This window comes from Brevundimonas sp. Leaf363, assembly GCF_001424025.1.
Taxonomy (GTDB): domain Bacteria; phylum Pseudomonadota; class Alphaproteobacteria; order Caulobacterales; family Caulobacteraceae; genus Brevundimonas.
In genome coordinates, this window is the sequence record NZ_LMPZ01000002.1 from 621,807 (window position 1) to 640,051 (window position 18,245).

19 protein-coding genes are annotated in these 18,245 nt (G+C 69.1%); 5 read left to right on the forward strand and 14 right to left on the reverse strand.

From position 1 onward, the window contains the following. Nucleotides 1–117: 117 nt before the first annotated feature. Nucleotides 118–1,707: an exodeoxyribonuclease VII large subunit gene (gene xseA / locus ASG17_RS06020; protein ID WP_056103174.1), complete on the reverse strand. Its 1,590-nt coding sequence runs from the start codon at nt 1,705–1,707 to the stop codon at nt 118–120. Nucleotides 1,708–1,771: 64 nt separating this feature from the next. Between xseA and ASG17_RS15660 the strand changes: the two genes are divergently transcribed. Together ASG17_RS15660 and purD are read left to right on the forward strand one after the other, a co-directional pair. Further along, the gene (locus ASG17_RS15660; protein ID WP_200935034.1) at nt 1,772–1,918 is read left to right on the forward strand and encodes a hypothetical protein; all 147 of its coding nucleotides are present in this window, start codon (nt 1,772–1,774) and stop codon (nt 1,916–1,918) included. A gap of 51 nt (nt 1,919–1,969) precedes the next feature. Continuing rightward, the gene (purD, locus tag ASG17_RS06025) at nt 1,970–3,247 is read left to right on the forward strand and encodes a phosphoribosylamine--glycine ligase (protein WP_056100528.1); all 1,278 of its coding nucleotides are present in this window, start codon (nt 1,970–1,972) and stop codon (nt 3,245–3,247) included. A gap of 489 nt (nt 3,248–3,736) precedes the next feature. On the opposite strand, the gene ASG17_RS06035 is transcribed toward purD, so the two are convergent. Then, on the reverse strand, nt 3,737–4,429 hold the full coding sequence (locus ASG17_RS06035) for a murein L,D-transpeptidase catalytic domain-containing protein (protein ID WP_056100535.1): 693 nt from the start codon (nt 4,427–4,429) through the stop codon (nt 3,737–3,739). 125 nt (nt 4,430–4,554) lie between these two features. Here ASG17_RS06035 and ASG17_RS06040 point away from each other — a divergent pair, with 125 nt between their 5' ends. Together ASG17_RS06040 and ASG17_RS15415 are read left to right on the forward strand one after the other, a co-directional pair. Further along, nucleotides 4,555–5,871: an amidohydrolase family protein gene (locus tag ASG17_RS06040; protein WP_056100537.1), complete on the forward strand. Its 1,317-nt coding sequence runs from the start codon at nt 4,555–4,557 to the stop codon at nt 5,869–5,871. Between the two features lie 142 nt (nt 5,872–6,013). Further along, nucleotides 6,014–6,484 (forward strand): hypothetical protein, encoded by a 471-nt coding sequence (locus ASG17_RS15415; RefSeq protein WP_156367742.1) that lies wholly within the window; start codon nt 6,014–6,016, stop codon nt 6,482–6,484. 71 nt (nt 6,485–6,555) lie between these two features. Here the strand turns inward: ASG17_RS15415 and ASG17_RS06045 are convergent, their stop codons facing one another. Genes ASG17_RS06045 through ASG17_RS06065 form a run of 5 tightly spaced genes read right to left on the reverse strand, consistent with a single transcriptional unit; the run spans nt 6,556 to nt 11,743 of the window. Continuing rightward, nucleotides 6,556–6,897, reverse strand: coding sequence for a hypothetical protein (locus tag ASG17_RS06045; RefSeq protein ID WP_156367743.1), 342 nt, complete (start codon nt 6,895–6,897; stop codon nt 6,556–6,558). A gap of 13 nt (nt 6,898–6,910) precedes the next feature. Continuing rightward, on the reverse strand, nt 6,911–7,945 hold the full coding sequence (lpxK, locus tag ASG17_RS06050; RefSeq protein ID WP_056100544.1) for a tetraacyldisaccharide 4'-kinase: 1,035 nt from the start codon (nt 7,943–7,945) through the stop codon (nt 6,911–6,913). Further along, nucleotides 7,942–9,225, reverse strand: coding sequence for a 3-deoxy-D-manno-octulosonic acid transferase (locus ASG17_RS06055; RefSeq protein ID WP_056100547.1), 1,284 nt, complete (start codon nt 9,223–9,225; stop codon nt 7,942–7,944). The genes lpxK and ASG17_RS06055 overlap by 4 nt, the downstream gene beginning before the upstream one ends. After that, nucleotides 9,222–9,908, reverse strand: coding sequence for a lysophospholipid acyltransferase family protein (locus ASG17_RS06060; RefSeq protein WP_056100550.1), 687 nt, complete (start codon nt 9,906–9,908; stop codon nt 9,222–9,224). Before ASG17_RS06060 ends, ASG17_RS06055 begins: the two co-directional genes overlap by 4 nt. Next, nucleotides 9,905–11,743, reverse strand: coding sequence for an ABC transporter ATP-binding protein (locus tag ASG17_RS06065; RefSeq protein WP_056103177.1), 1,839 nt, complete (start codon nt 11,741–11,743; stop codon nt 9,905–9,907). The genes ASG17_RS06060 and ASG17_RS06065 overlap by 4 nt, the downstream gene beginning before the upstream one ends. A gap of 574 nt (nt 11,744–12,317) precedes the next feature. Here ASG17_RS06065 and ASG17_RS06070 point away from each other — a divergent pair. After that, complete coding sequence (locus ASG17_RS06070) at nt 12,318–12,983, forward strand: beta-lactamase hydrolase domain-containing protein (protein WP_056100553.1); 666 nt, start codon at nt 12,318–12,320, stop codon at nt 12,981–12,983. A 65-nt stretch (nt 12,984–13,048) separates the two neighbouring features. Here ASG17_RS06070 and ASG17_RS06075 read toward each other — a convergent pair whose 3' ends face one another. The 7 genes from ASG17_RS06075 to ASG17_RS06100 all read right to left on the reverse strand — a co-directional run bounded on the left by ASG17_RS06075 (nt 13,049) and on the right by ASG17_RS06100 (nt 18,219). After that, nucleotides 13,049–13,261, reverse strand: a complete 213-nt coding sequence (locus ASG17_RS06075) for a hypothetical protein (RefSeq protein WP_056100556.1) — start codon at nt 13,259–13,261, stop codon at nt 13,049–13,051. After that, on the reverse strand, nt 13,258–13,410 hold the full coding sequence (locus ASG17_RS15420; protein ID WP_156367744.1) for a hypothetical protein: 153 nt from the start codon (nt 13,408–13,410) through the stop codon (nt 13,258–13,260). The genes ASG17_RS06075 and ASG17_RS15420 overlap by 4 nt, the downstream gene beginning before the upstream one ends. Nucleotides 13,411–13,468: 58 nt before the next feature. Beyond that, the gene (locus tag ASG17_RS06080) at nt 13,469–13,708 is read right to left on the reverse strand and encodes a DUF4170 domain-containing protein (RefSeq protein ID WP_056100559.1); all 240 of its coding nucleotides are present in this window, start codon (nt 13,706–13,708) and stop codon (nt 13,469–13,471) included. Between the two features lie 76 nt (nt 13,709–13,784). After that, complete coding sequence (locus ASG17_RS06085; RefSeq protein WP_056100563.1) at nt 13,785–14,576, reverse strand: 3'(2'),5'-bisphosphate nucleotidase CysQ; 792 nt, start codon at nt 14,574–14,576, stop codon at nt 13,785–13,787. Further along, nucleotides 14,573–15,919, reverse strand: a complete 1,347-nt coding sequence (locus ASG17_RS06090; protein WP_156367745.1) for a TldD/PmbA family protein — start codon at nt 15,917–15,919, stop codon at nt 14,573–14,575. The genes ASG17_RS06085 and ASG17_RS06090 overlap by 4 nt, the downstream gene beginning before the upstream one ends. Nucleotides 15,920–15,962: 43 nt before the next feature. Continuing rightward, the gene (locus ASG17_RS06095; RefSeq protein WP_056100566.1) at nt 15,963–16,355 is read right to left on the reverse strand and encodes an MAPEG family protein; all 393 of its coding nucleotides are present in this window, start codon (nt 16,353–16,355) and stop codon (nt 15,963–15,965) included. A gap of 25 nt (nt 16,356–16,380) precedes the next feature. After that, complete coding sequence (locus tag ASG17_RS06100; protein ID WP_056100568.1) at nt 16,381–18,219, reverse strand: M14 family metallopeptidase; 1,839 nt, start codon at nt 18,217–18,219, stop codon at nt 16,381–16,383. Nucleotides 18,220–18,245: the final 26 nt, after the last annotated feature.

Below are 18,245 nucleotides of genomic sequence, written 5' to 3' on the forward strand. Positions count from 1 at the left end.
AAGGGTGAGGGGTTTGGGGCTCACGGGACAAGGCGTAACCCCTCACCCTTTCGGCTTACCCGATCGCTGCGCTCTCGGAGCCTCAAGCCATCTCCCTCCGGGAGAGGGTAAGCCTGTTCAGAACAAATCGCCCTGCGACGTCGCGGCGGGCTTCGACGCTTTCGGCTTCACCGTCGCCGCGCCGTCGATCACCGCGTCCTTGCGGCCGTCGCCGAACACCAGTGCGACGGACTGCCCTGCGCTCAAATCCGTCGCCGACGTGACCCAGCCGCCCGCTGCGTCCTCCACCCGTGCGAAGCCTGGCTTGGGCCTTGCTGGGTCGAGGCTGGCGAGCGCACGACCCAAGGCGGCGAGCGTCTGCTCGGCGCGTTCGATCTGGCGGGGCGTCGTGGTCTGTAGCCGGGCTGCGAGGGCGTCGAGGCGGTTGCGGCGCTGATCCAGCCGACGGTGGAGGGGCTCGGGCGAGAGGCGGGCTCCCAATTGAACCAGCCGGTGCTGATGCCGGGCTGTGTTGGCTTGCAGGGCGGCGCCCAGGCGGCCGCCCGCGCTGTCCAGCCGGTCGCCGCCACGTTCGAGCCGCGCGCGCAGCAGGCCGGGGGCCAGGCGGCCGGCGGCGACGGCCAGATGACGCTCATGCAGGGCGACGTTGCGCTGCAGGCCGGATCCCAGGCGGCTGGCGGCGTTGTCCAGTCGCTGCTGCGCCAGGGCCAGCAAATCTTCCGGCCGCGCCGGCAGGCCGCGCGCGACGGCGCGCAGGCGCGTGCGCCGCTCCTCGATCAGCCGCCCACCGGCCTGCACCATCCGCCTGTCCAGATCGCTGACGGCGTAGCGCAGGTCCGCCAGCACCGGCGTGGCGATCTCGGCGGCGCCCGTCGGCGTCGGCGCGCGGCGATCGGAGACGAAGTCGATCAGGGTGGTGTCGGTCTCGTGCCCCACGGCCGAGATGATCGGAATGCGGGCGTCCGCGACCGTGCGGGCCAGGCTCTCCTCGTTGAAGCACCACAGGTCCTCGACTGACCCGCCGCCGCGCGCGACGATCAGCAGGTCGGGGCGTGGGACCGGCCCGCCGGGTTCCATCGCGTCGAAGCCCCGGATGGCGTTCGCCACCTGGCCGCAGGCGGCGTCGCCCTGGACGACCACCGGCCAAACGATCACGCGGCACGGCCAGCGCTCGGCGATGCGGTGCAGGATGTCGCGCACCACCGCGCCGGTGGGCGAGGTAATCACGCCGATGACGCGCGGATAGGCGGGCAGGGGCGTCTTGCGCGCCGGCTCGAACAGGCCTTCCTCGCGCAGGCGCAGTTTCAGCCGCTCGAGCTGGGCCAACAGAGCGCCGGCGCCGGCCGCCTCCATCGTCTCGATGACGATCTGGTACGACGACCGTGCCGGATAGCTGGTGATCTTGCCGGTGACGATGACCTCCAGCCCTGTCTCGGGCTGGACGCCCAGGCCGCGCGCCGAGCCCTTCCAGACCACGCCGTCGATGGCCGACTTGTCGTCCTTCAGCGTCAGATAGATGTGGCCGGAGGCGTGCCGGTTCACCTTGGATACCTCGCCCCGCAGCCGCACGTGGCCGAAGCGGTCCTCCAGCGTCCGCTTCAGGGCGAAGGACAGCTCGCTGATCGACAGCGGCGGGTTGTTGTCGCGCGCCGGCACCTCGGGTGCGACATCAGGGAGGCCGCCGAAACTGTAGGAGTCGTCGCTCATCTGGGTCACACTAGCGCGCGTCGGGCCGAACCGGAACGACGGCCTCGCAAGGGATCGGTGTTGTATGAGTGATCTGGATCCCCCGCCCAACGACCCAGACCGCGACCTGTCGCGGCGCAGCGGAAGCTCATCGACGGGGCCGGTCGCCATCGTCATGCTGATCGTGCTGGCCGGCGCCGCGATCTACGTCGCCCTGGCTCTGTGGGGTTAACGGCCTAGCGCGCGCTTGACCGGGGCTCGAACGCCCGTCATTTCGCGATCCATGAACATTCTGCTGGTCGGATCGGGCGGGCGTGAGCACGCCCTGGCGTGGAAGATCGCCCAGTCGCCCCTGGTGAAGACGCTGGTCTGTGCGCCTGGCAACCCCGGCATCGCCAAACACGCCGAGCTGAAGCCCGAGGTGAAGGCCGACGACGCCGACGCCATCGCCGCCCTAGCGCGCGAGATGAAGGCCGATCTGGTCGTCGTGGGGCCGGAGGTGGCGCTGGCCGCCGGTGTCGCGGATCGACTGGCGGCGGCGGGCATCCCCTGCTTCGGCCCCAGCCAGAAGGCGGCGCAGCTGGAAAGCTCCAAAGCCTTCTCCAAGGCCTTCCTGGAGCGGCAAGACATCCCGACAGCCGGCTATGGCGTCTATGAGAAGCCCGCCGAGGCCCGCGCGGCGCTGGATGTCTTCAAGCCGCCCTATGTGATCAAGGCCGACGGCCTGGCGTCCGGCAAGGGCGTGGCCATCAGCCCCGACAAGCGCGACGCCGAGGCCGAGATCGACCGCATGCTGGGCGGCCGCTTCGGCCAGGCCGGCGCCCGCATCGTCATCGAGGAGTTCATGGACGGCGAGGAGGGCTCGCTGTTCGCTCTCTGCGACGGCCAGCGGGCCCTGCTGCTCGGCGGGGCCCAGGACCACAAGCGCGCTTTCGACGGCGACATGGGCCCGAACACCGGCGGCATGGGCGCCTATTCCCCGGCGCCCGTCTTTACGCCCGAGCTCGTCGAGGCGGCGGACACGCGCGTGGTCCAGCCGACCATCGCCGCCATGGCCGCCGAGGGCGCGCCCTATCGCGGCGTCCTCTACGCCGGTCTGATGGCGACTCAGGACGGTCCCAAGGTGGTTGAGTTCAACGCCCGCTTCGGCGACCCGGAATGCCAGGTGCTGATGATGCGCTGGAACCAGGACATCGTGCCGTACCTGCTGGCCTGCGCACGCGGAGACGTCTCCGGCCTTCCGGCGCCCCAGTTCAAGCCGCAGACGGTGATCTGCGTGGTCATGGCGGCCAAGGGCTATCCCGACAGCCCCCTGGAGGGCTCGATCATCCGCGGCGCCGATCAGGACTTCGGCCCGCACGTCCAGGTCTTCCACGCCGGCACGCGGCGTCGCCCGGACGGTCTGCTGGCGGCGGCCGGCGGCCGGGTGTTGAACATCTGCGCCGAGGGCGACGACGTGGCCCAGGCCCGCGAGCGCGCCTACCTCGCCGTCCGCAAGATCGACTGGCCCGGCGGCTTCTGCCGCACCGACATCGGCTGGCGGGCGCTGGACCGGGGCTGACGCCCCTCAGCGCACCTCGGAGAGGCGGGGATCGTACCGCCTGACGTATTCCAGCGGGTAAGCCTCGATGACCTCAGCTTGGCCATCCGCGCTGAGATACAGAACCCAGAGTTCACCGGGCGGCGGAAGCGGCGTTTGACCGCATCCGGTGCTGCTCAGCGCGGCTCCGAACTCAAACGTCGCAGGGCCACCAGAGCGTTGAATGTCCGCCTGTTTCTCCGCCCAGACACGCCAGACGTTCCAGCCCTGCGACGGGAGCCGCTCAGCGCTGGTCACGCCAGCCAAGACTACGTCGTCGTAGTGGGCCAACGCTTCAGCGCGAGGGACTCTTTCACGACACGCCTGTGCGTTCGTCGTTGCGCCGAAAGCGGCGCTTGCCGCGACAACCACAGCAATGAAGGCTCGAAAGGCGCTCACGTCACGACCATATGGCGCGATAGAGCGGCTCACAACTCCGCGCTGAAAACGCGACGCTGAGGCCAGTCGAACTCAGGCGTATGCGAACAGCAGGCGGCCCGTGCCCATGCGCTCGCGCAGGCCCGGCAGGTCGACGTGGGCGACCGAGAAGCAGCCGTAGCTGCGGCCCAGCTTGCCTTCGCGCGCCAGGTAGTCGGGATCGGCGTAGTCGGCGCCGTGGATGATGATGGCCCGCTCGCGCGCTTTGTCGTTGGAGTATTCCAGCCCATCCAGCAAGACGTTCGGCCCCTGGGCCGCGCCCCAGCCGGCGCCGGCGGTGGCGAAGCTGCCCAGCGAGGACATGTGGCTGTCGGGCTGGTTGGAGAAGTCGCGCGCATAGCCGGTGTGCGTGGGGTCCGATCCCCGACCGTGACAGGTGCGCATCGCGGTGACGTGGCCGGCCACCAGGTCGACCTCATACAGGCGCTCGTCGCCCGAATATTTGGCGAAGTCGACCAGATACATCCGGTCGCGCAGCGGCAGTTCGCGATGATGAATGTCCAGCGCGGCCATGGCGCGGCTCATTAGCTCGGAACGGACGCGGCCTGAGGGATCCAGCGGCGGGGTAACCGTCACGCTCGGCACGGCCGGCGTGTAGGTCGCGGCCAGCTGCGAACCGGTCGGCACGGCGCCCGTCACTGGAACCGACGCCACGGTCGCGGCGGACGAACATCCGGCGGTCAGAGCCGCCGCGCCCAGGATCAGGCCACGTCTTGAAAGCTGCATGCGACGCCCTTCGCACGTTTACTGAGACAGACGATGTTTCCCATCGCGCCGCCCGTTTCAACCTGAGCCTTGGCGAAACGGTATGCGACACTATGCTGCAAGCCTTGGTCGAAGGAGCGATTCCGATGCGTTTAACGGCTCTGATCGCGGCTCTGCTGCTGGGAAGCGTGGCCGCCGCGCACGCCCAGGAAGCGCAGCAAATTCAACGGGCCGCGTCCGATGACGGACGGATCTACGTCCAGGCAGGGCGCGTTCTGCTCGACCCGTCGAACGGCGTTGTGCAGCGCGATAAAACTCTCGTGATCGAGGGGAACAAAGTGGTCGAGGTTCGCGACGGGTTCGTCGGCGAAGGCGATGTGGTCGATCTGCGGGACGCCTTCGTCCTCCCCGGGCTGATCGACAGCCACGTCCATCTGACCCACCAGCAGAGCCCGACCTCACGGCTCGAGAACGTCACTCGCTCGGCCTCGGAACAGGCCATGGTCGGCGCCGGATACGCCCGCAAGACGCTGATGGCCGGCTTCACCACCGTGGCCGACCTGGGCGCATCGAACGAGGCGATCTTCGCCCTGCGCGGCGCGGTCCAGCGCGGCGACGTGCCGGGTCCTCGCATTATCGCGGCGGGTTCGGCCGTGTCGATCCACGGCGGCCACGGCGACATCAACGGCTACCGCGACGACGTCATGCACCTGCTGTCGCCCGAAAGCATCTGCTCGGGGCCGGAGGACTGCATGCGCGCGGTGCGGCTGCAGGTCCGGGCCGGCGCCGACATCATCAAGATCACGGCCACCGGCGGCGTGCTGTCGAACACGGCTGCAGGCTTGGGCCAGCAGTTCTCGGACGAGGAGCTGGCCGCCATCGTCGGCGCCGCGCACCGCATGGGCCGACAGGTGACGGCGCACGCCCACGGCGTGGATGGCATCAACGCCTTCCTGCGCGCCGGCGGCGATTCCATCGAGCACGGCACCTATCTGGACGACGACAGCATCCGCCTGTTCCGGCGCGAGGGGACGTGGCTGGTGCCGACCCTGCTGGCGGGCGACTTCGTGGCGCGCATCGCCTCGGGACCGAACAACTTCTTCACCCCGGCCCAGACGGCCAAGGCGCTGCAGGCCGGGCCGCTGATGCTGGACATGGTGCGCCGCGCCCATGCGGGGGGTGTCCGCATCGCCTTCGGAACCGACACGGGCGTCTCGGCCCACGGCGACAACGCCCAGGAGTTCGCCCTGCTGGTCCGCGCCGGCCTGACCCCGCTGGAAGCCGTCCAGGCCGCCACCACCGGCGCCGCCTACCACCTGCGAATCGACGCCGAGGCCGGTCGCATCACCCCCGGCATGCCCGCCGACATCATCGCCGTCACTGGCGACCCACTGAGCGACGTCACGACCCTGGAGCACGTCCGGTTCGTGATGCGGCAGGGGGTGGTTTATCGGGCGGAGTAGCGTCACGCCGGGTCGGGTTTGCGCCGGTGTGCCAAACTCCGCTTCCGACCCATTGCGGACCCCCTGATGAGCGGCATCGTCGCCCATCCTCAGAGATTGGGGCCTCGTGCAAAACCGAAGATACCCGTCTCTATCGGACGAGTTGGCCGAGCAGATTGCAACGGTGGAGCCGACCGACGGCCTTTACCGACCCTGCTTGGTCAGGCTGCGTGACGGCAGTGGGCTCGACTGCGTCTATCTCGTCGAAGCGCAGCTTTGGTTCGACCGCTGGGGCGTCTGGCCGGAAGATGATCAGGGCAAGCGGTATCTCAACCTTGAGGACGTAGCGGCTATTGCAGACAGCCCGTCCCGATTACCGGCGACCATCGCCAACACCCTTTATGCCGGGGGCGAAACCGGTATGGGCTACACCATCTTCACTGTTCGCTTTCGGGACGGAAGCTACGTCGCGGTTGTCACCGGAAATGCCGTGGATTTCATCACCTATCCGCCGGGGCAATCCAAAGAAACAGTGGTGAATGCGCTTCCGCACATCGGGCGCGACGATCCTAAAAGAACGCAAGCGCCGCCATATTACTGGTGCCTTTACGAGCGTGCCGGCCCAGCAGATTAGCGTCTGGTTTTCGCCTTATGGCGTCTGCTTCCCGCCGATAGGCGACTGGCTGCTCACGACCCATCGCACACCTACGGCCTTAACCAGACCTCGAACTCTGTGTCGTCCGCCACCTGTAGTTCAGCGTAGTTCTCACGCGTCCAAGCGACGCTTTTCGACGCGACAACGCTGCGCTCCTCACCCGCGTCTTCGAGATCGTCGAGGTGAATGTAGAAACTGAACTCAGAACGGGGAATGCGCCCCTTCTCGCCGGTCGCCTCGACCGCTGACACCGGCAAGCTTTGTTCTTTTGCCATCACCAGCAGTGCGCTCATCTCCGAGAAAGAAAGGCGGCCTGATCCCTTCGCGGTGAGCGCAGATTTCAAAGCGGCATCAAGGCGCGGTGACATGGGCAATCCTTGCAGCTTCAACATCCGCTTTCCACCCTCAGGAGACCTTCGGGGCAGCCGCTTCAGCAAGAGTTCTCGCGGCCATCAGAAGCGCCAAGAAACCCGCCTCATCGTCAAACCGCGCCACCACCGGCCAGGCCGTCACCCGCTCGCGCCACTCCGGCGGCAGGCGCACCCAGTCCTTCTCCGTCGTCACCAGCCCCGCGCCGAACAGGGCCGCGCGGTCGGCGAGGAAGGTCAGGTCCTCCGGCCTAAAGGCGGCATGGTCGGGGTAGGGGACGAAGTCGGCCAGGTCGCAGCCGGCGGCCTTCAGCGCCGCCTCGACGCGCCAGGGTTTGGCGATGCCGGCGAAGCCGACCTGGGGGCCGGACGGCGGCGGGGCGGCGGGGGACAGGCGGGCGGTGACGACGGGCGTGTCGGCGAACACGGCGAGCAGCTCGGGATCGACGCCCGGCGCATCGGCCGGCAGCATCACCACCACCGCATCGGCCCGCGCCAGCCCGGCCTTCAGCGGCTCGCGCATTGGCCCGGCGGGGAAGACCGAGCCGTCGCCGAAGGGCCATTCGCCGTCGCGCGTCTCACCGTCGACGACGACGAGGCTGAGGGTCTTGGCCAGCGCCGGATTCTGGTGGCCGTCGTCCAGCACCAGCACCGTCGCGCCCGCTTTGGCGGCGGCCCGTGCGCCCGCTACCCGGTCACGCGCGATCCAGGCGGGCGCGTGCTGCGCGATCATCAGCGGTTCATCGCCGACGTCGGCGGCGGTCATGTCGGGCTGGACCCGCAGCGGCCCCTCCAGCCGCCCGCCATAGCCGCGCGACAGGGCGTGGGTCTCGACGCCCGCCTGCCGCAGCAGCCGCAGCGCCTCGCGCGCCACCGGCGTCTTGCCCGAGCCGCCCATGGTCAGATTGCCGACCGAGATCACCGCCGCATCGACCGTCATCGGCGTCGCCCGCGCGATCCTGCGCGCCGTCACCGCCGCCCAGATCCAGCCCAGCGGCGTCAGCGTCATGCGTGCGAACGGCGCGTGGCGACGCTCGCGCGAGTACCACCAGCGCGGCGTGGTCAGCTTCACGAGGCCCGCTCCGGCAACAAGGGCGCCAGCGCCTCCATCAGCCGGTCGACCTGCGCGCCCGCGTCGCGCGCCAGTCGCTGGGCGCTGGCGCCCATCGACTTGGCCACGGCCGGCTCGACCAGCAGCCGATAGACCGCCGCCCTCAGTTCGTCGCTGGAGCCGACCTGCGCCAGGCCGCCGGCCTCGACCAGAGCCGCCGTCACCGCCTGCCAGTTGCTGTCGTCCGGCCCGGCGACCATGGCGCGCGACAGCCGCGCCGGCTCCAGCGGATTATGCCCGCCCACGACCGGGCGTCCCAGCAGAGGCGCGAACGAGCCGCCCATCACCACGACGTCGGCCAGCCGCAGGAACAGCCCCATCTCGCCCAGGGTGTCGGCCAGATAGACGCCGTCGCCCAGTTCGGCGCCCGGCTCCGCGCCGGTCGAACGCACCGCGACCGCATGGCCGCCGGCGCGCAGGGCGCCGACGATCTCGGCGCTGCGCTCCGGATGGCGGGGGGCCACGATCAGCAGGGCGGGCAGGTCTTTCAGCCAGCGCGCCAGCGCGGCCTCCTCGCCCTCGTGCGTGCTGGCCGCAAGGATCACTGGCCGATCGCCGACCGCGGCGCTGAGACGGCGAAAGGCCTTGGCGTCGTGGGGCAGGGGATCGCCCGCCAGCTTCAGATTGATCAGCCCGTCGATGCGCGCGCCCAGCGCGCCCAGCCGCTCGGCCGACACCTCGTCCTGCGGCGTCACCAGGTCGAACAGGCCCAGCAGCCGGCCGGCCGCCTCGCGGAAGCGGGACCAGCCCTTGACCGTCTTCTCCGTCACCCGCGCGCTGACCAGGGCCAGCTTCACGCCGCGCTGACGGGCGAAGAACAGCTGGTTGGGCCACAGCTCGCTCTCGACGAACACCGCCAGCGACGGCCGCCAATGCTCCAGGAAGGCGTCGACCGCCTCGGGCGTATCGACCGGCGCGAACTGGTGAACGACGTCTTCGGGCAGGCGCCGCGCCATCATCTCGGCCGCCGTGCGTGTGCCGGTGGTGACCAGGACGCCCAGGTCCGGCCGTTCGGCTCCTAACCGATCGATCAGCGGCAGCAGCGACAGCGCCTCGCCCACGCTGACGCCATGCAACCAGACCAAGGGCCCGGCGGGCCGCGGCGTCGTCGTCTCGCCCAGCTTCTCGCGCCACCGCACCGGGTCTTCCTTGCCCTGTCGGACACGCATCTGCAGCAGGCGCGGGACCAGCGGTTCCAGAACCGACGTGACGACGCGATAAGCGCCCAGCATCACCGTCATGCGGGGGTCAGGCCCGTGATGGCGTCGGCGCGCGCCTCGACCGCGTTCAAGCGCGCGGTCCAGTCCGCGGCGACGGCGGACAGTTCGCCGCCCTCGGGGAAGTGGTCGATATCATAGGCGATGACGCCCCGGCCGAACGGCAGGGGCAGGACCGCGCGATCCCAGCTGCCCAGCCGGATGGCCGGATTGCAGCTCATGCCGATGAACAGCACCGGCGCCCCCGACAGCTTGGCCATCAGCGGCAGACCCTCGGCCATCTGCCGCGCCGGGCCGCGCGGGCCGTCGGGCGTGATGGCCAGGGCGCCGATCTTCAGCTGCTTCAGGCCGTCGCGCAGGGCCTGCGTGCCGCCCTTGGAAGCTGCCGCCTTGTCCTTGTTGGCGGACGATCCGCGCACGGCGGGAAAGCCTTGGCGCGCCACCGCCTTGGCGATGAACTGGCCGTCGGGGCTCAGCGAGATCAGCGCCTTGGCCGGTTGCGCCCGGTCCAGCGGCCAGCAGGCGGGGCTCAGGCCGATGCGCGAGTGCCAGAAGGCGCACAGCACCCCGCCGCCGTGGTCCCAGACGCCCTCGGCGACCGAACGGTTGTCATAGGTCCACCGGATGGTGGCGAAGCAGAACCGCATCCACGCGGCCAGCAGCCAGGCGAGGACAGTCTGGACGACCGGATTGCGCAGCGGTCTCATGCGACCGTTTCGACCGTCGCCGCCCCCAGCGCCTGCTGGCGCGCCAGCCGCGCGTACAGGCCGCCCTGCCTGGAGAGTTCGGCGTGCGTGCCCTGTTCGACGATGCGCCCGGCCTCCAGCACGTGAATGCGGTCGGCGTTCTGAACGGTCGACAGGCGGTGGGCGATCATCAGGGTGGCGCGGCCGGCCATCAGTCGCTCCAGAGCCGCCTGAACCAGGGCCTCGCTCTCGGTGTCCAGTGCGCTGGTGGCCTCGTCCAGCAGCAGGATGGGGGCGTTCTTCAGGAAGGCGCGGGCGATGGCGATGCGCTGGCGCTGGCCGCCGGACAGGCGCAGGCCGGCCTCGCCGGCGCGGGTCGCGTAGCCTTCGGGCAAGGCCGTGATGAAGTCGTGGGCGGCGGCGTCACTGGCGGCGGCCTCGATGTCGTCCTGCGTGGCGCCGGGGCGGCCATAGGCGATATTGGCGGCGATGGTGTCGTCGAACAGGAAGGGCTCCTGCGTCACCAGGGCGATGTGGTCGCGCAGGCTGGCCAACCTCAGTCCGCGGATGTCCTGCCCATTGATGGTCACCGCGCCCGAAGTCACGTCATAGAAGCGCGGCAGCAGGCTCAGCAGGGTGCTCTTCCCACCGCCGGACGGCCCGACCAGGGCGGCGGTCTCGCCCGGCCGCACGGTCAGCGATACATCGGCCAGCGTCGGCGCGCCGCCCTCGATGGCAGGCGCGTAGGCGAAGGAAACATGGTCGAAGGCGACGGTGGCCGGCCCCTCGGTCAGCGGCGTGGCATCGGCGGCCTCGCGGATCTCCGGTTCGATATCCAGCGCCGCGAACAGGCGGCGCGCGGCGGTCAGCCCCTCGGTCATCACCGTCTGCAGATTGGTCACCTGCCGCAGCGACTGGCCGGCCGCCATCAGCAGGCCGATGAAGGCGGCGAAGGCGCCCACGCTCATGTCGCCCGCCTGCGCCCGCCATCCGGCATAGGCCATGACGGCGGCGACCACGATCATGGCCACCAGATTGCTGAACGGCCCGGCGAAGGCGCGACTGTCGGCGCTCTTGATCACATGGCGCTGGCGGCGCTGAACCACCTCACCCACGCGCGCCTCCTCGGCCGCCTCGCGGTTCTCGATCTTGATCAGGCGGACACCGTCCAGGTTTTCCATCAGCGCGGTGGATAGGGTCTCGGTCTCCCTCATCGCGCCGGTCGTGGCCTTCTTGGTGCGCCTGGAGAAGCGCCGCATCACCAGGCTGATCAGCGGCACGCCCAGCAGCACGATCAGCGTCAGCCGCCAATCGATGAAGACCATGGACAGGATGACGAACAGCAGCGTCAGGCTGTGCTGGGTGTAGTTGACCACGCCGTTGGTGAAGGCCTCGCGCACCAGATTGGCGTCGAACAGGACGCTGGAGACGAAGGCGCCGGAATGCTGGCTGCGCAGTCGCGCCAGATCGGCCCGGATCATCGCCCCGAACAGCCGAACCTGGATATCGCCGACGATGCCATGCCCCAGCCGGTTGACCAGCGCCGCCTGACCAAGCGACGACAGGGTCCACACCACCGCCACCGCCACGATGGTCAGCGGAATGACGATCAGCGCCTGGCCCGGCGCGATGTCGATGAAGCCCCACAACTTCATGGGTGCGTTCTGCTGCAGGAACAGCCCGTTGATCGCAGGCTCCAGCAACTTCAGCGTCAGGGCCGACAGCCCGCCCGCCATCGCTGCGCACATCATCGACAGGAACAGCGCCCCGCGATGGTGCGACAGGTAATCGCGCCAAATCCGCGCCAGCAGCGGCCGGAGCGGCTGGTCCTCATTCGGATCGGTGGGCGCGGTCATTGCCAGCAGGTCGGACGGACGCGCTGCCAAGTCAAGGCGCGGTCGATGGATCGCTTGTTAGCGCCGTCTAGGATTGCCGCCCGCCCGGCATACCGGTTGGTAAAGCTCAGGACCTTGATACGCGAGCAAGGCGTCAGGCGTGGCGTCCGGGTTCGTTATGAAATCCCTCAGTCTAGAGATCATCTGAGGATCGCCGCCGGATCGCCAAATGGACATGGTGACAGCGGCCCCACAGGAGCAGAATGCGTCATCAGCAGTGTGCCCCCTGACCTTCGCCGCACAGTCCTGGCGAATGGCGAGGTCAACCTCTCGAAGCCGGGGAACCTGCTGATAGAGTGCTTCCGATTGCGTCCGCGCCTCATCGATGAACCCACGAGCTGCCTGAAGCGGTCGTGCCTCTGCTATGCTCGTAGTCAACGAGAGGCTCGCGACGACCAGCGAGAAGCGAAGAGCCGGGTTCATTGGCACTGCCGTCATTCCGAAACAGATCTGCTACCTTAAGTGGAGCGAAGGTATTGTCGATAGATTCCTTCTGCACGTGACGCAGACATCGACACCCCCTATCTGGCCACGCATGGCGCGTTACGACCTTTCCACCCCCGGCGGCCGGTTCAGGGCGCGGTGGGACTATGTGTGGAAGGATCATGCCTTCCTGCGGCGCTGGTTTTCGAACGCCCACTGGATCGGCGCGGACCTGGTTCGGACCAACCAGCCGTCGCCGCGTCAGCTGGCCGATTGGAAGGCGCGCGGGATCAAGACGGTCATCAACCTGCGCGGCGTGAGGGACGAAGCCTATTACGCGCTGGAGAAGGACGCCTGCGCGCGTCTGGGCCTGACCCTGATCGACGCGCCGCTCGACAGCCGCGACCCGCCGGGAAAGGATCGCGTCGCGCGCGCGAAAGCGCTGTTTCAGACCATCGAGTATCCGGCGCTGATACACTGCAAGTCGGGCGCGGACCGGGCCGGGATGATGGCGGTCTTCTACCGCCACTTTCATCTGGGCGAGCCGATCTCGGTCGCGATCCAGGAGCTGTCCAAGAAGCACCTGCACCACCGCGAGGGCCTGACGGGCGTGCTGGACCACACGCTGGAGCTCTACATCAAGGAGGTCGAGCCGACGGGCGTCAGCTTCATCGACTGGATTGAGAGCGACGCCTACGACCCCAAGGCCATCCGCGAGCATTTTCGCGCCAACTGGTGGGGCACGCTGCTGACAGAGAAGCTGCTGCGGCGGGAGTAAGGCTTGCCCCTGCCGACTGTCATCCTCAGATCAAGTCCGAGGATGATGTTCTGCCTCGGCGGCGCCTAGCCCCAAGGCCGACGGGGATCGGGCGGCCCATCGGGTGTCGGACCTACTTCGGGCTGCTCCTTCGCCTCGCGTTCGGCCAGCTTGCGCCGGATCCAGTCGGTCTGGCCGCGCTGGTTACGCAGCACCCCGAACCACAGCACCAGCGTCGCCAGCATGGCTACCAGGGAGGTGATCTCGGCGCCGCCGAGCGTGGTTCCGAACAGCGTCATGGACGGCTGTCCGGATCGACAGGGTCGTTCCAGGCGGTGTCCTGCTCGGACCGCTCCTCATAGGGCCGCGCGGGCTTGCGGCGGATGTACCAGACCAGACCGGCGATGACGGTGGCGGCCAGCACGATCAGGATGAGGGTCGGCGCCATCTGTGGCTCCTGGCGGAAATCTGGAATGAAAGCGTTCCAGCCCGCCGAACGGTTCCGCTTACTCGGTCGCGCGCGGATCGATCAGCTTGTGCGCGTGCAGGATGAAGTAGCGCATGTGGGCGTTGTCGACGGTGGCCTGGGCGCGGGCCTTCCACGCCTTCTGGGCCTCGGTATAACTGCCGAACGCACCCACGAACTCGACCTTCGACAGGTCGCGGAACACCGGCTCGCCCAGATGGCGCAGCTCGCCCCCAATGACGAGGTGGAGCAGTTGGGGATCGGCGGTGTTCAGGGCCATGGGTCGGGTCCGGCGGCAAAGGGGAGGTTGGCCTGCGCATAGGCGGGACCGGCCCTTTGTTCAACCTTGGGGCGGGCTATAGCCCCAGCGGGATGGTCGCGCAGCGCCGCAGGATCAGGGGCTGCAGGGCCGGAGCGGCGCAGACCAGGCTGGTCTGGCGTGGATCGGGCCGGTTGAAGCGCCAGGGTCTGCCGTGGTGATCGCTGACCTTGGCGCCCGCCTCCTGCGCGATCAGGGCGCCGGCGCAGACGTCCCAGTCCCATTTGGGCGTCAGGGCGATGGCGGCGTCGAACATGCCGGCCGCGACCAGCGCCATGCGGTAAGCCAGGGCGTTGCGCTTTTCGTACCGCATCTCGGGCCAGGGCTCCGGCCATTGCGGACCCTCCATCAGCCGGGCGTCGGCCAACACCGCCGCGTCCTCCAGATCGGTGGTGTCGGACGCCGTGATCGTCTCACCGTTCAGCCGCGCCCCGCCGCCCCGCGTCGCCTCGAAGGTCTCGCCCAGCATCGGTGCGTGGATGACGGCGGCGATCGGCTGGCCATCCTCGACCACGGCGATGGGCACGCACCACCACGGAGTCTTCTTCATGAAGGCGACCGTACCGTCGATCGGATCGACCACGAACTGTCGGCGGGTGGTGAGGCGGTCGGGCGTATCGGCGGTCTCCTCGGACAGCCAGCCGTAGTCGGGCCGGGCGCCCAGCAGGGTCTCGCGCAACTGCGCATCGACGGCCAGGTCGGCGCTGGTCACGGGTGACCCGCCGGATTTGGACCAGACCTTGAGCCCGGCCTCGCGTTCGGCGCGCGCCAGGGCGCCTGCGGCGACGGCCGCCTCGCGGATCAGGATCAGGTCGTCGTCCAGGCTCATTTGCCGGCGATGGCCACGCGGTCGAAACTGAGCGACGGCACGTTGAAACTGCCTCGGAACTCCAGGTCCGAGCCCGGCCGCATCCGCGCGTAGAGGTCGATCAAGCCGCCCGCGACGGTGATCTCGCTGACCGGATAGGCGATCTCGCCGCCCTCGAACCAGAAGCCCGACACCCCGGCCGACCAGTCGCCGGTGTTCCCGTTCAGCGACGGCCCGAACATGGAGGTGACGAGCAGCCCCGTCCCCGCCTCGGCCATCAGACTGGCAAGGTCCAGTTCGTGCGGCTCCAGATGCAGATTGTGGGTCGAGACGCCCGGCGGTCCCGCCAGCCCGCGCGAAGCATGGCCGGTCGAGGTCAGGCCCAGCTGCGCGGCGGAAGATGTGTTTAGCAGCCAGGTCGTGATGACGCCGTCGTCCACCAGCTTGCGCCGCTGGACCGCTACGCCCTCGTCGTCGAACGGGGCCGAGCCCAGGCCGCGCGGGCGTAATGGGTCGTCGATCAGATCGACGCCTTCCGGCAACACACGCTGGCCCAGCTTGTCCTTCAGGAACGACGTGCCCCGCGCGATCGACGGACCACCGATGGCCCCGACCAGCGGCGACAGCACCTGGCCGGCGATGCGATTCTCGAAGATGACGGTGGCGGTGGTCGAGGCGATCTTGCGCGGCCCGGTGCGGGCGATCGCGCGCTGGCCGGCGACCAGACCGACCTCGGCCGCGCCGGGCAGGTCGCTGAGGTGGCGGGTGGTGCGGCCCTCGCCGCCGCGCTCCATGGCGCCGTCCTTCTCGGCGATGACGCCGACGCCCAGCGAAAAGGCGCTTCCCCGGTGGACGCCGTCAAAGCCGTGCGAGGTGACGTGCCGCCAACGGCTGGTCGACCAGCTGGCCTGACCGCCTTCTGACCGCGCGACGCCAGGAACGGCCAGGGCCGCGGCCTCGCCCTCGGCGGCGGCGGCCTGAAGCTGGGCGGCGCTGCGTTCGGCAGGGTCGTATTGATCGAGATCCGGATGTGGGCCGCGCGCCAGCAGGGTTTCGTCCGCGAGCCCCGCGTAGGGATCTTCCGGCGCCAGTTTCGCCATCGCCACGGCGCGCTCCACCAGGCGGGCGCGGGTCGCATCGGACAGATCGGAGGCGGAGACGGTCGCCTGACGCCGCCCGACGAAGACGCGCAGGCCCAGGTCGCGGCTCTCCTCGCGCTCGACATCCTCCAGCACGCCGTTGCGCACGCCCACGGACAGGGACTGGCGCTGGGCCGAGACGGCCTCGGCGGCGTCGGCGCCGGCCTTCAGCGCGGCGGCGATCAGATCGGGGAGCAGGGTGTCGGGCAGGGCATCGGAACTCATGCCCCGATATGGCCGACCCACCGGCCCGCCGCAACGGCGCGTCTCAGCGGAAGGCCAGGATCACCAGCGTGGCGCCCGCCGCCAGCAGCGGCAGCCACGTCAGCATCATCCCCAAGGCGCGCGGCAGCCTCACGCCGCCGGTCGCCCTCATGCCGAAGGGATGGATGATCCGCCCCGTCAGCAGGGCCGCGCCAACCGCATGGATCGCCCACACCGGCGCGCCGCACAGCGCCATCAGGATCAGGGCCGCCCAACCCATCGGCATGTATTCGGCCGCATTGGCGAAGACCCGCACGCTGACGTTCAGATCCGCCACGCCGCCGTCGCCCAGCAGTACTTTATGCTTGCGACGGTCCAGGGTGACTCGGACGCCCAGCGCAGTGATCCAGATGATGAGCAGGCCGCTCCACAGAGCGGCGGCCTGAATGGCGGTCATGGCGTCATCCCCCCTCGACCCGCCGTCACTCCTCCCGAGCGATCGAATACAGGCGATAGCGGTCATCATAGAACGGCGTGCGCTGATAGAACCAGCGCAGACGCGCCTCGGGATCGGCGGAGAAGGCGGGTTCGGCGGCCAGCTTGGCCTCGAACTCGGCCTTCAGCGCCGGATCGGCGGCCATCATCGCCTCGGCCAGTGGGGCGATGGCGTAGCTCTCGATGTACTCGACCTGGGTCAGCACCTCGGGGACCATGCCCCAGGCGAAGAAGCTCTCGCTGGACAGCGGCTCCAGCAGCAGCACGACGACATCGCCCAGCGGCTGGTCTGTCGAAACGCGGACGGAGCCAGGCGCGAAGACCTGCGTACGGGTCTCCGGCGTCGCTTCCGAGACGCTGATCTGGACGTGGCCCTCGTTGGCGCGCGTAGCGATCTGGGGCTCGCCGAGGCGCAGGAAGGTGGCGGTCACCGGCGTCGGCTCGCCGAAGGTCTCCATCTGCACGCCATGCGCCTTCAGCCGTTCGATCAGGTCGGCGCGGTAGGCCGGGATTAAGTAGGCCCTGGGCCGCTGCAGCGTCAGCGTCGGGTGCGAGCCATAGAAGGGCATTTGCCACAGCTCAGGGTCCGGCTGGCCGAGGTAGCGAATCTCCGGCCGCCCGGTCGCGGGGCTGTCATAGGTCTCGTAGCGGATGCCCAGGAACGGTCGCACGCTCTTGGGCTCGCGGTCGGTCACGAAGTTGGCCGGGATCTCGGCGGGGCGCAGCGCCGCGTCCGATGCGCTGGCGGCGCGCAGCTCAGCGCCGTGTTCGGCCAGCAACCGCAGCGCCTCCTCCATGAAGACATAGGTGCCCAGCACCCGCTGCTCATGCGGCTTCAGGCTGTGGTTTTCGATCAGGATGGTCGGCAGGTGCGCCGCCGAGCCCCAGCCGTTCGAGAACCGCTCGCCCAGACCGCCGTCCGACAGGCCCGCGCGCGGGTTCTGATCGTCGATGCCGAACACCAGCTCGCCGGGGATGTGGCCCTGGGCGCTCAGCGCCGCGTTCATGGCCGGCTTCAGCACGTGGTTCAGCCAGGCCGATCCGGCCGGCGAGCGGGTGAAGGCCCCGTCCTCGCCGTTGAAGCCGTAGGTGACGTCATACTGGTAATCGAGGCCGTCGGTGACGTGGACATCGACGTACAAGTCCGGCTGGTACTTCAGGATCAGGCCGCGCACCGCCCGCATCTCAGGCTGGTCCAGCTTCATGTAGTCGCGATTCAGGTTCTGGTTCGTGCCGGTGTTGCGCCAGCCCTGGATGCGGGGGCCTCGCTGGTTGGGGCGCGAATAGGCGCTGGCCCGCTCATGCCCGTCCACCGACAGGATGGGGATCAGGATCAGGTTGACCCGGTCCAGCAGCCTGTCCTTGCCGTAGAAGGCGATGTCACGCAGCAGCATCATGCCCGCGTCCTTGCCGTCGATCTCGCCGGGGTGGATGCCGGCCTGGACCAGCAGCACGGGCTTGGCCGGATCGAACGCCGCGCCGTCCTTCGACGCGATCACCGCATAGATCGGCCGCCCCTCCGGCGAGACGCCGAACTGTTCGATGCGGATCAGGTCGCTGGCGGCGTCCAGGCGGTCGAACCAGGCGCGGGTGTCGACATAGTTGGGCGAAAAGTCGTGCTCGGGGTCGATCTCGAAGGCGCTGGCCCAGGGGTCCGACGCGTCGCGCAGCAGGCCGCGGCTGGCCCCGTCCCACTCCGGCGCTGGCGGCAGGAAGGCCTGATCCCAAGGCGCGGCGTTCGGAACGGAGGGCGGCGTCTGGGACATGGCGGGACTCGTGAACAACAGGGCGGTGAACAGGGCGGAAGTCAGGGCGGAAAGGCGCATGGCGTCGTCTTCAACTCCGCCTTCGT

Bases quoted from the DNA above. Each gene is read 5' to 3' on its own strand.
- xseA (WP_056103174.1), bottom strand. From the start codon at position 1,707: ATGAGCGACGACTCCTACAGTTTCGGCGGCCTCCCTGATGTCGCACCC.
- ASG17_RS15660 (WP_200935034.1), top strand. From the start codon at position 1,772: ATGAGTGATCTGGATCCCCCGCCCAACGACCCAGACCGCGACCTGTCG.
- purD (WP_056100528.1), top strand. From the start codon at position 1,970: ATGAACATTCTGCTGGTCGGATCGGGCGGGCGTGAGCACGCCCTGGCG.
- ASG17_RS06035 (WP_056100535.1), bottom strand. From the start codon at position 4,429: ATGCAGCTTTCAAGACGTGGCCTGATCCTGGGCGCGGCGGCTCTGACC.
- ASG17_RS06040 (WP_056100537.1), top strand. From the start codon at position 4,555: ATGCGTTTAACGGCTCTGATCGCGGCTCTGCTGCTGGGAAGCGTGGCC.
- ASG17_RS06045 (WP_156367743.1), bottom strand. From the start codon at position 6,897: ATGTTGAAGCTGCAAGGATTGCCCATGTCACCGCGCCTTGATGCCGCT.
- ASG17_RS06055 (WP_056100547.1), bottom strand. From the start codon at position 9,225: ATGACGGTGATGCTGGGCGCTTATCGCGTCGTCACGTCGGTTCTGGAA.
- ASG17_RS06060 (WP_056100550.1), bottom strand. From the start codon at position 9,908: ATGAGACCGCTGCGCAATCCGGTCGTCCAGACTGTCCTCGCCTGGCTG.
- ASG17_RS06065 (WP_056103177.1), bottom strand. From the start codon at position 11,743: ATGACCGCGCCCACCGATCCGAATGAGGACCAGCCGCTCCGGCCGCTG.
- ASG17_RS06070 (WP_056100553.1), top strand. From the start codon at position 12,318: ATGGCGCGTTACGACCTTTCCACCCCCGGCGGCCGGTTCAGGGCGCGG.
- ASG17_RS06075 (WP_056100556.1), bottom strand. From the start codon at position 13,261: ATGACGCTGTTCGGAACCACGCTCGGCGGCGCCGAGATCACCTCCCTG.
- ASG17_RS15420 (WP_156367744.1), bottom strand. From the start codon at position 13,410: ATGGCGCCGACCCTCATCCTGATCGTGCTGGCCGCCACCGTCATCGCC.
- ASG17_RS06080 (WP_056100559.1), bottom strand. From the start codon at position 13,708: ATGGCCCTGAACACCGCCGATCCCCAACTGCTCCACCTCGTCATTGGG.
- ASG17_RS06085 (WP_056100563.1), bottom strand. From the start codon at position 14,576: ATGAGCCTGGACGACGACCTGATCCTGATCCGCGAGGCGGCCGTCGCC.
- ASG17_RS06090 (WP_156367745.1), bottom strand. From the start codon at position 15,919: ATGAGTTCCGATGCCCTGCCCGACACCCTGCTCCCCGATCTGATCGCC.
- ASG17_RS06095 (WP_056100566.1), bottom strand. From the start codon at position 16,355: ATGACCGCCATTCAGGCCGCCGCTCTGTGGAGCGGCCTGCTCATCATC.
- ASG17_RS06100 (WP_056100568.1), bottom strand. From the start codon at position 18,219: ATGCGCCTTTCCGCCCTGACTTCCGCCCTGTTCACCGCCCTGTTGTTC.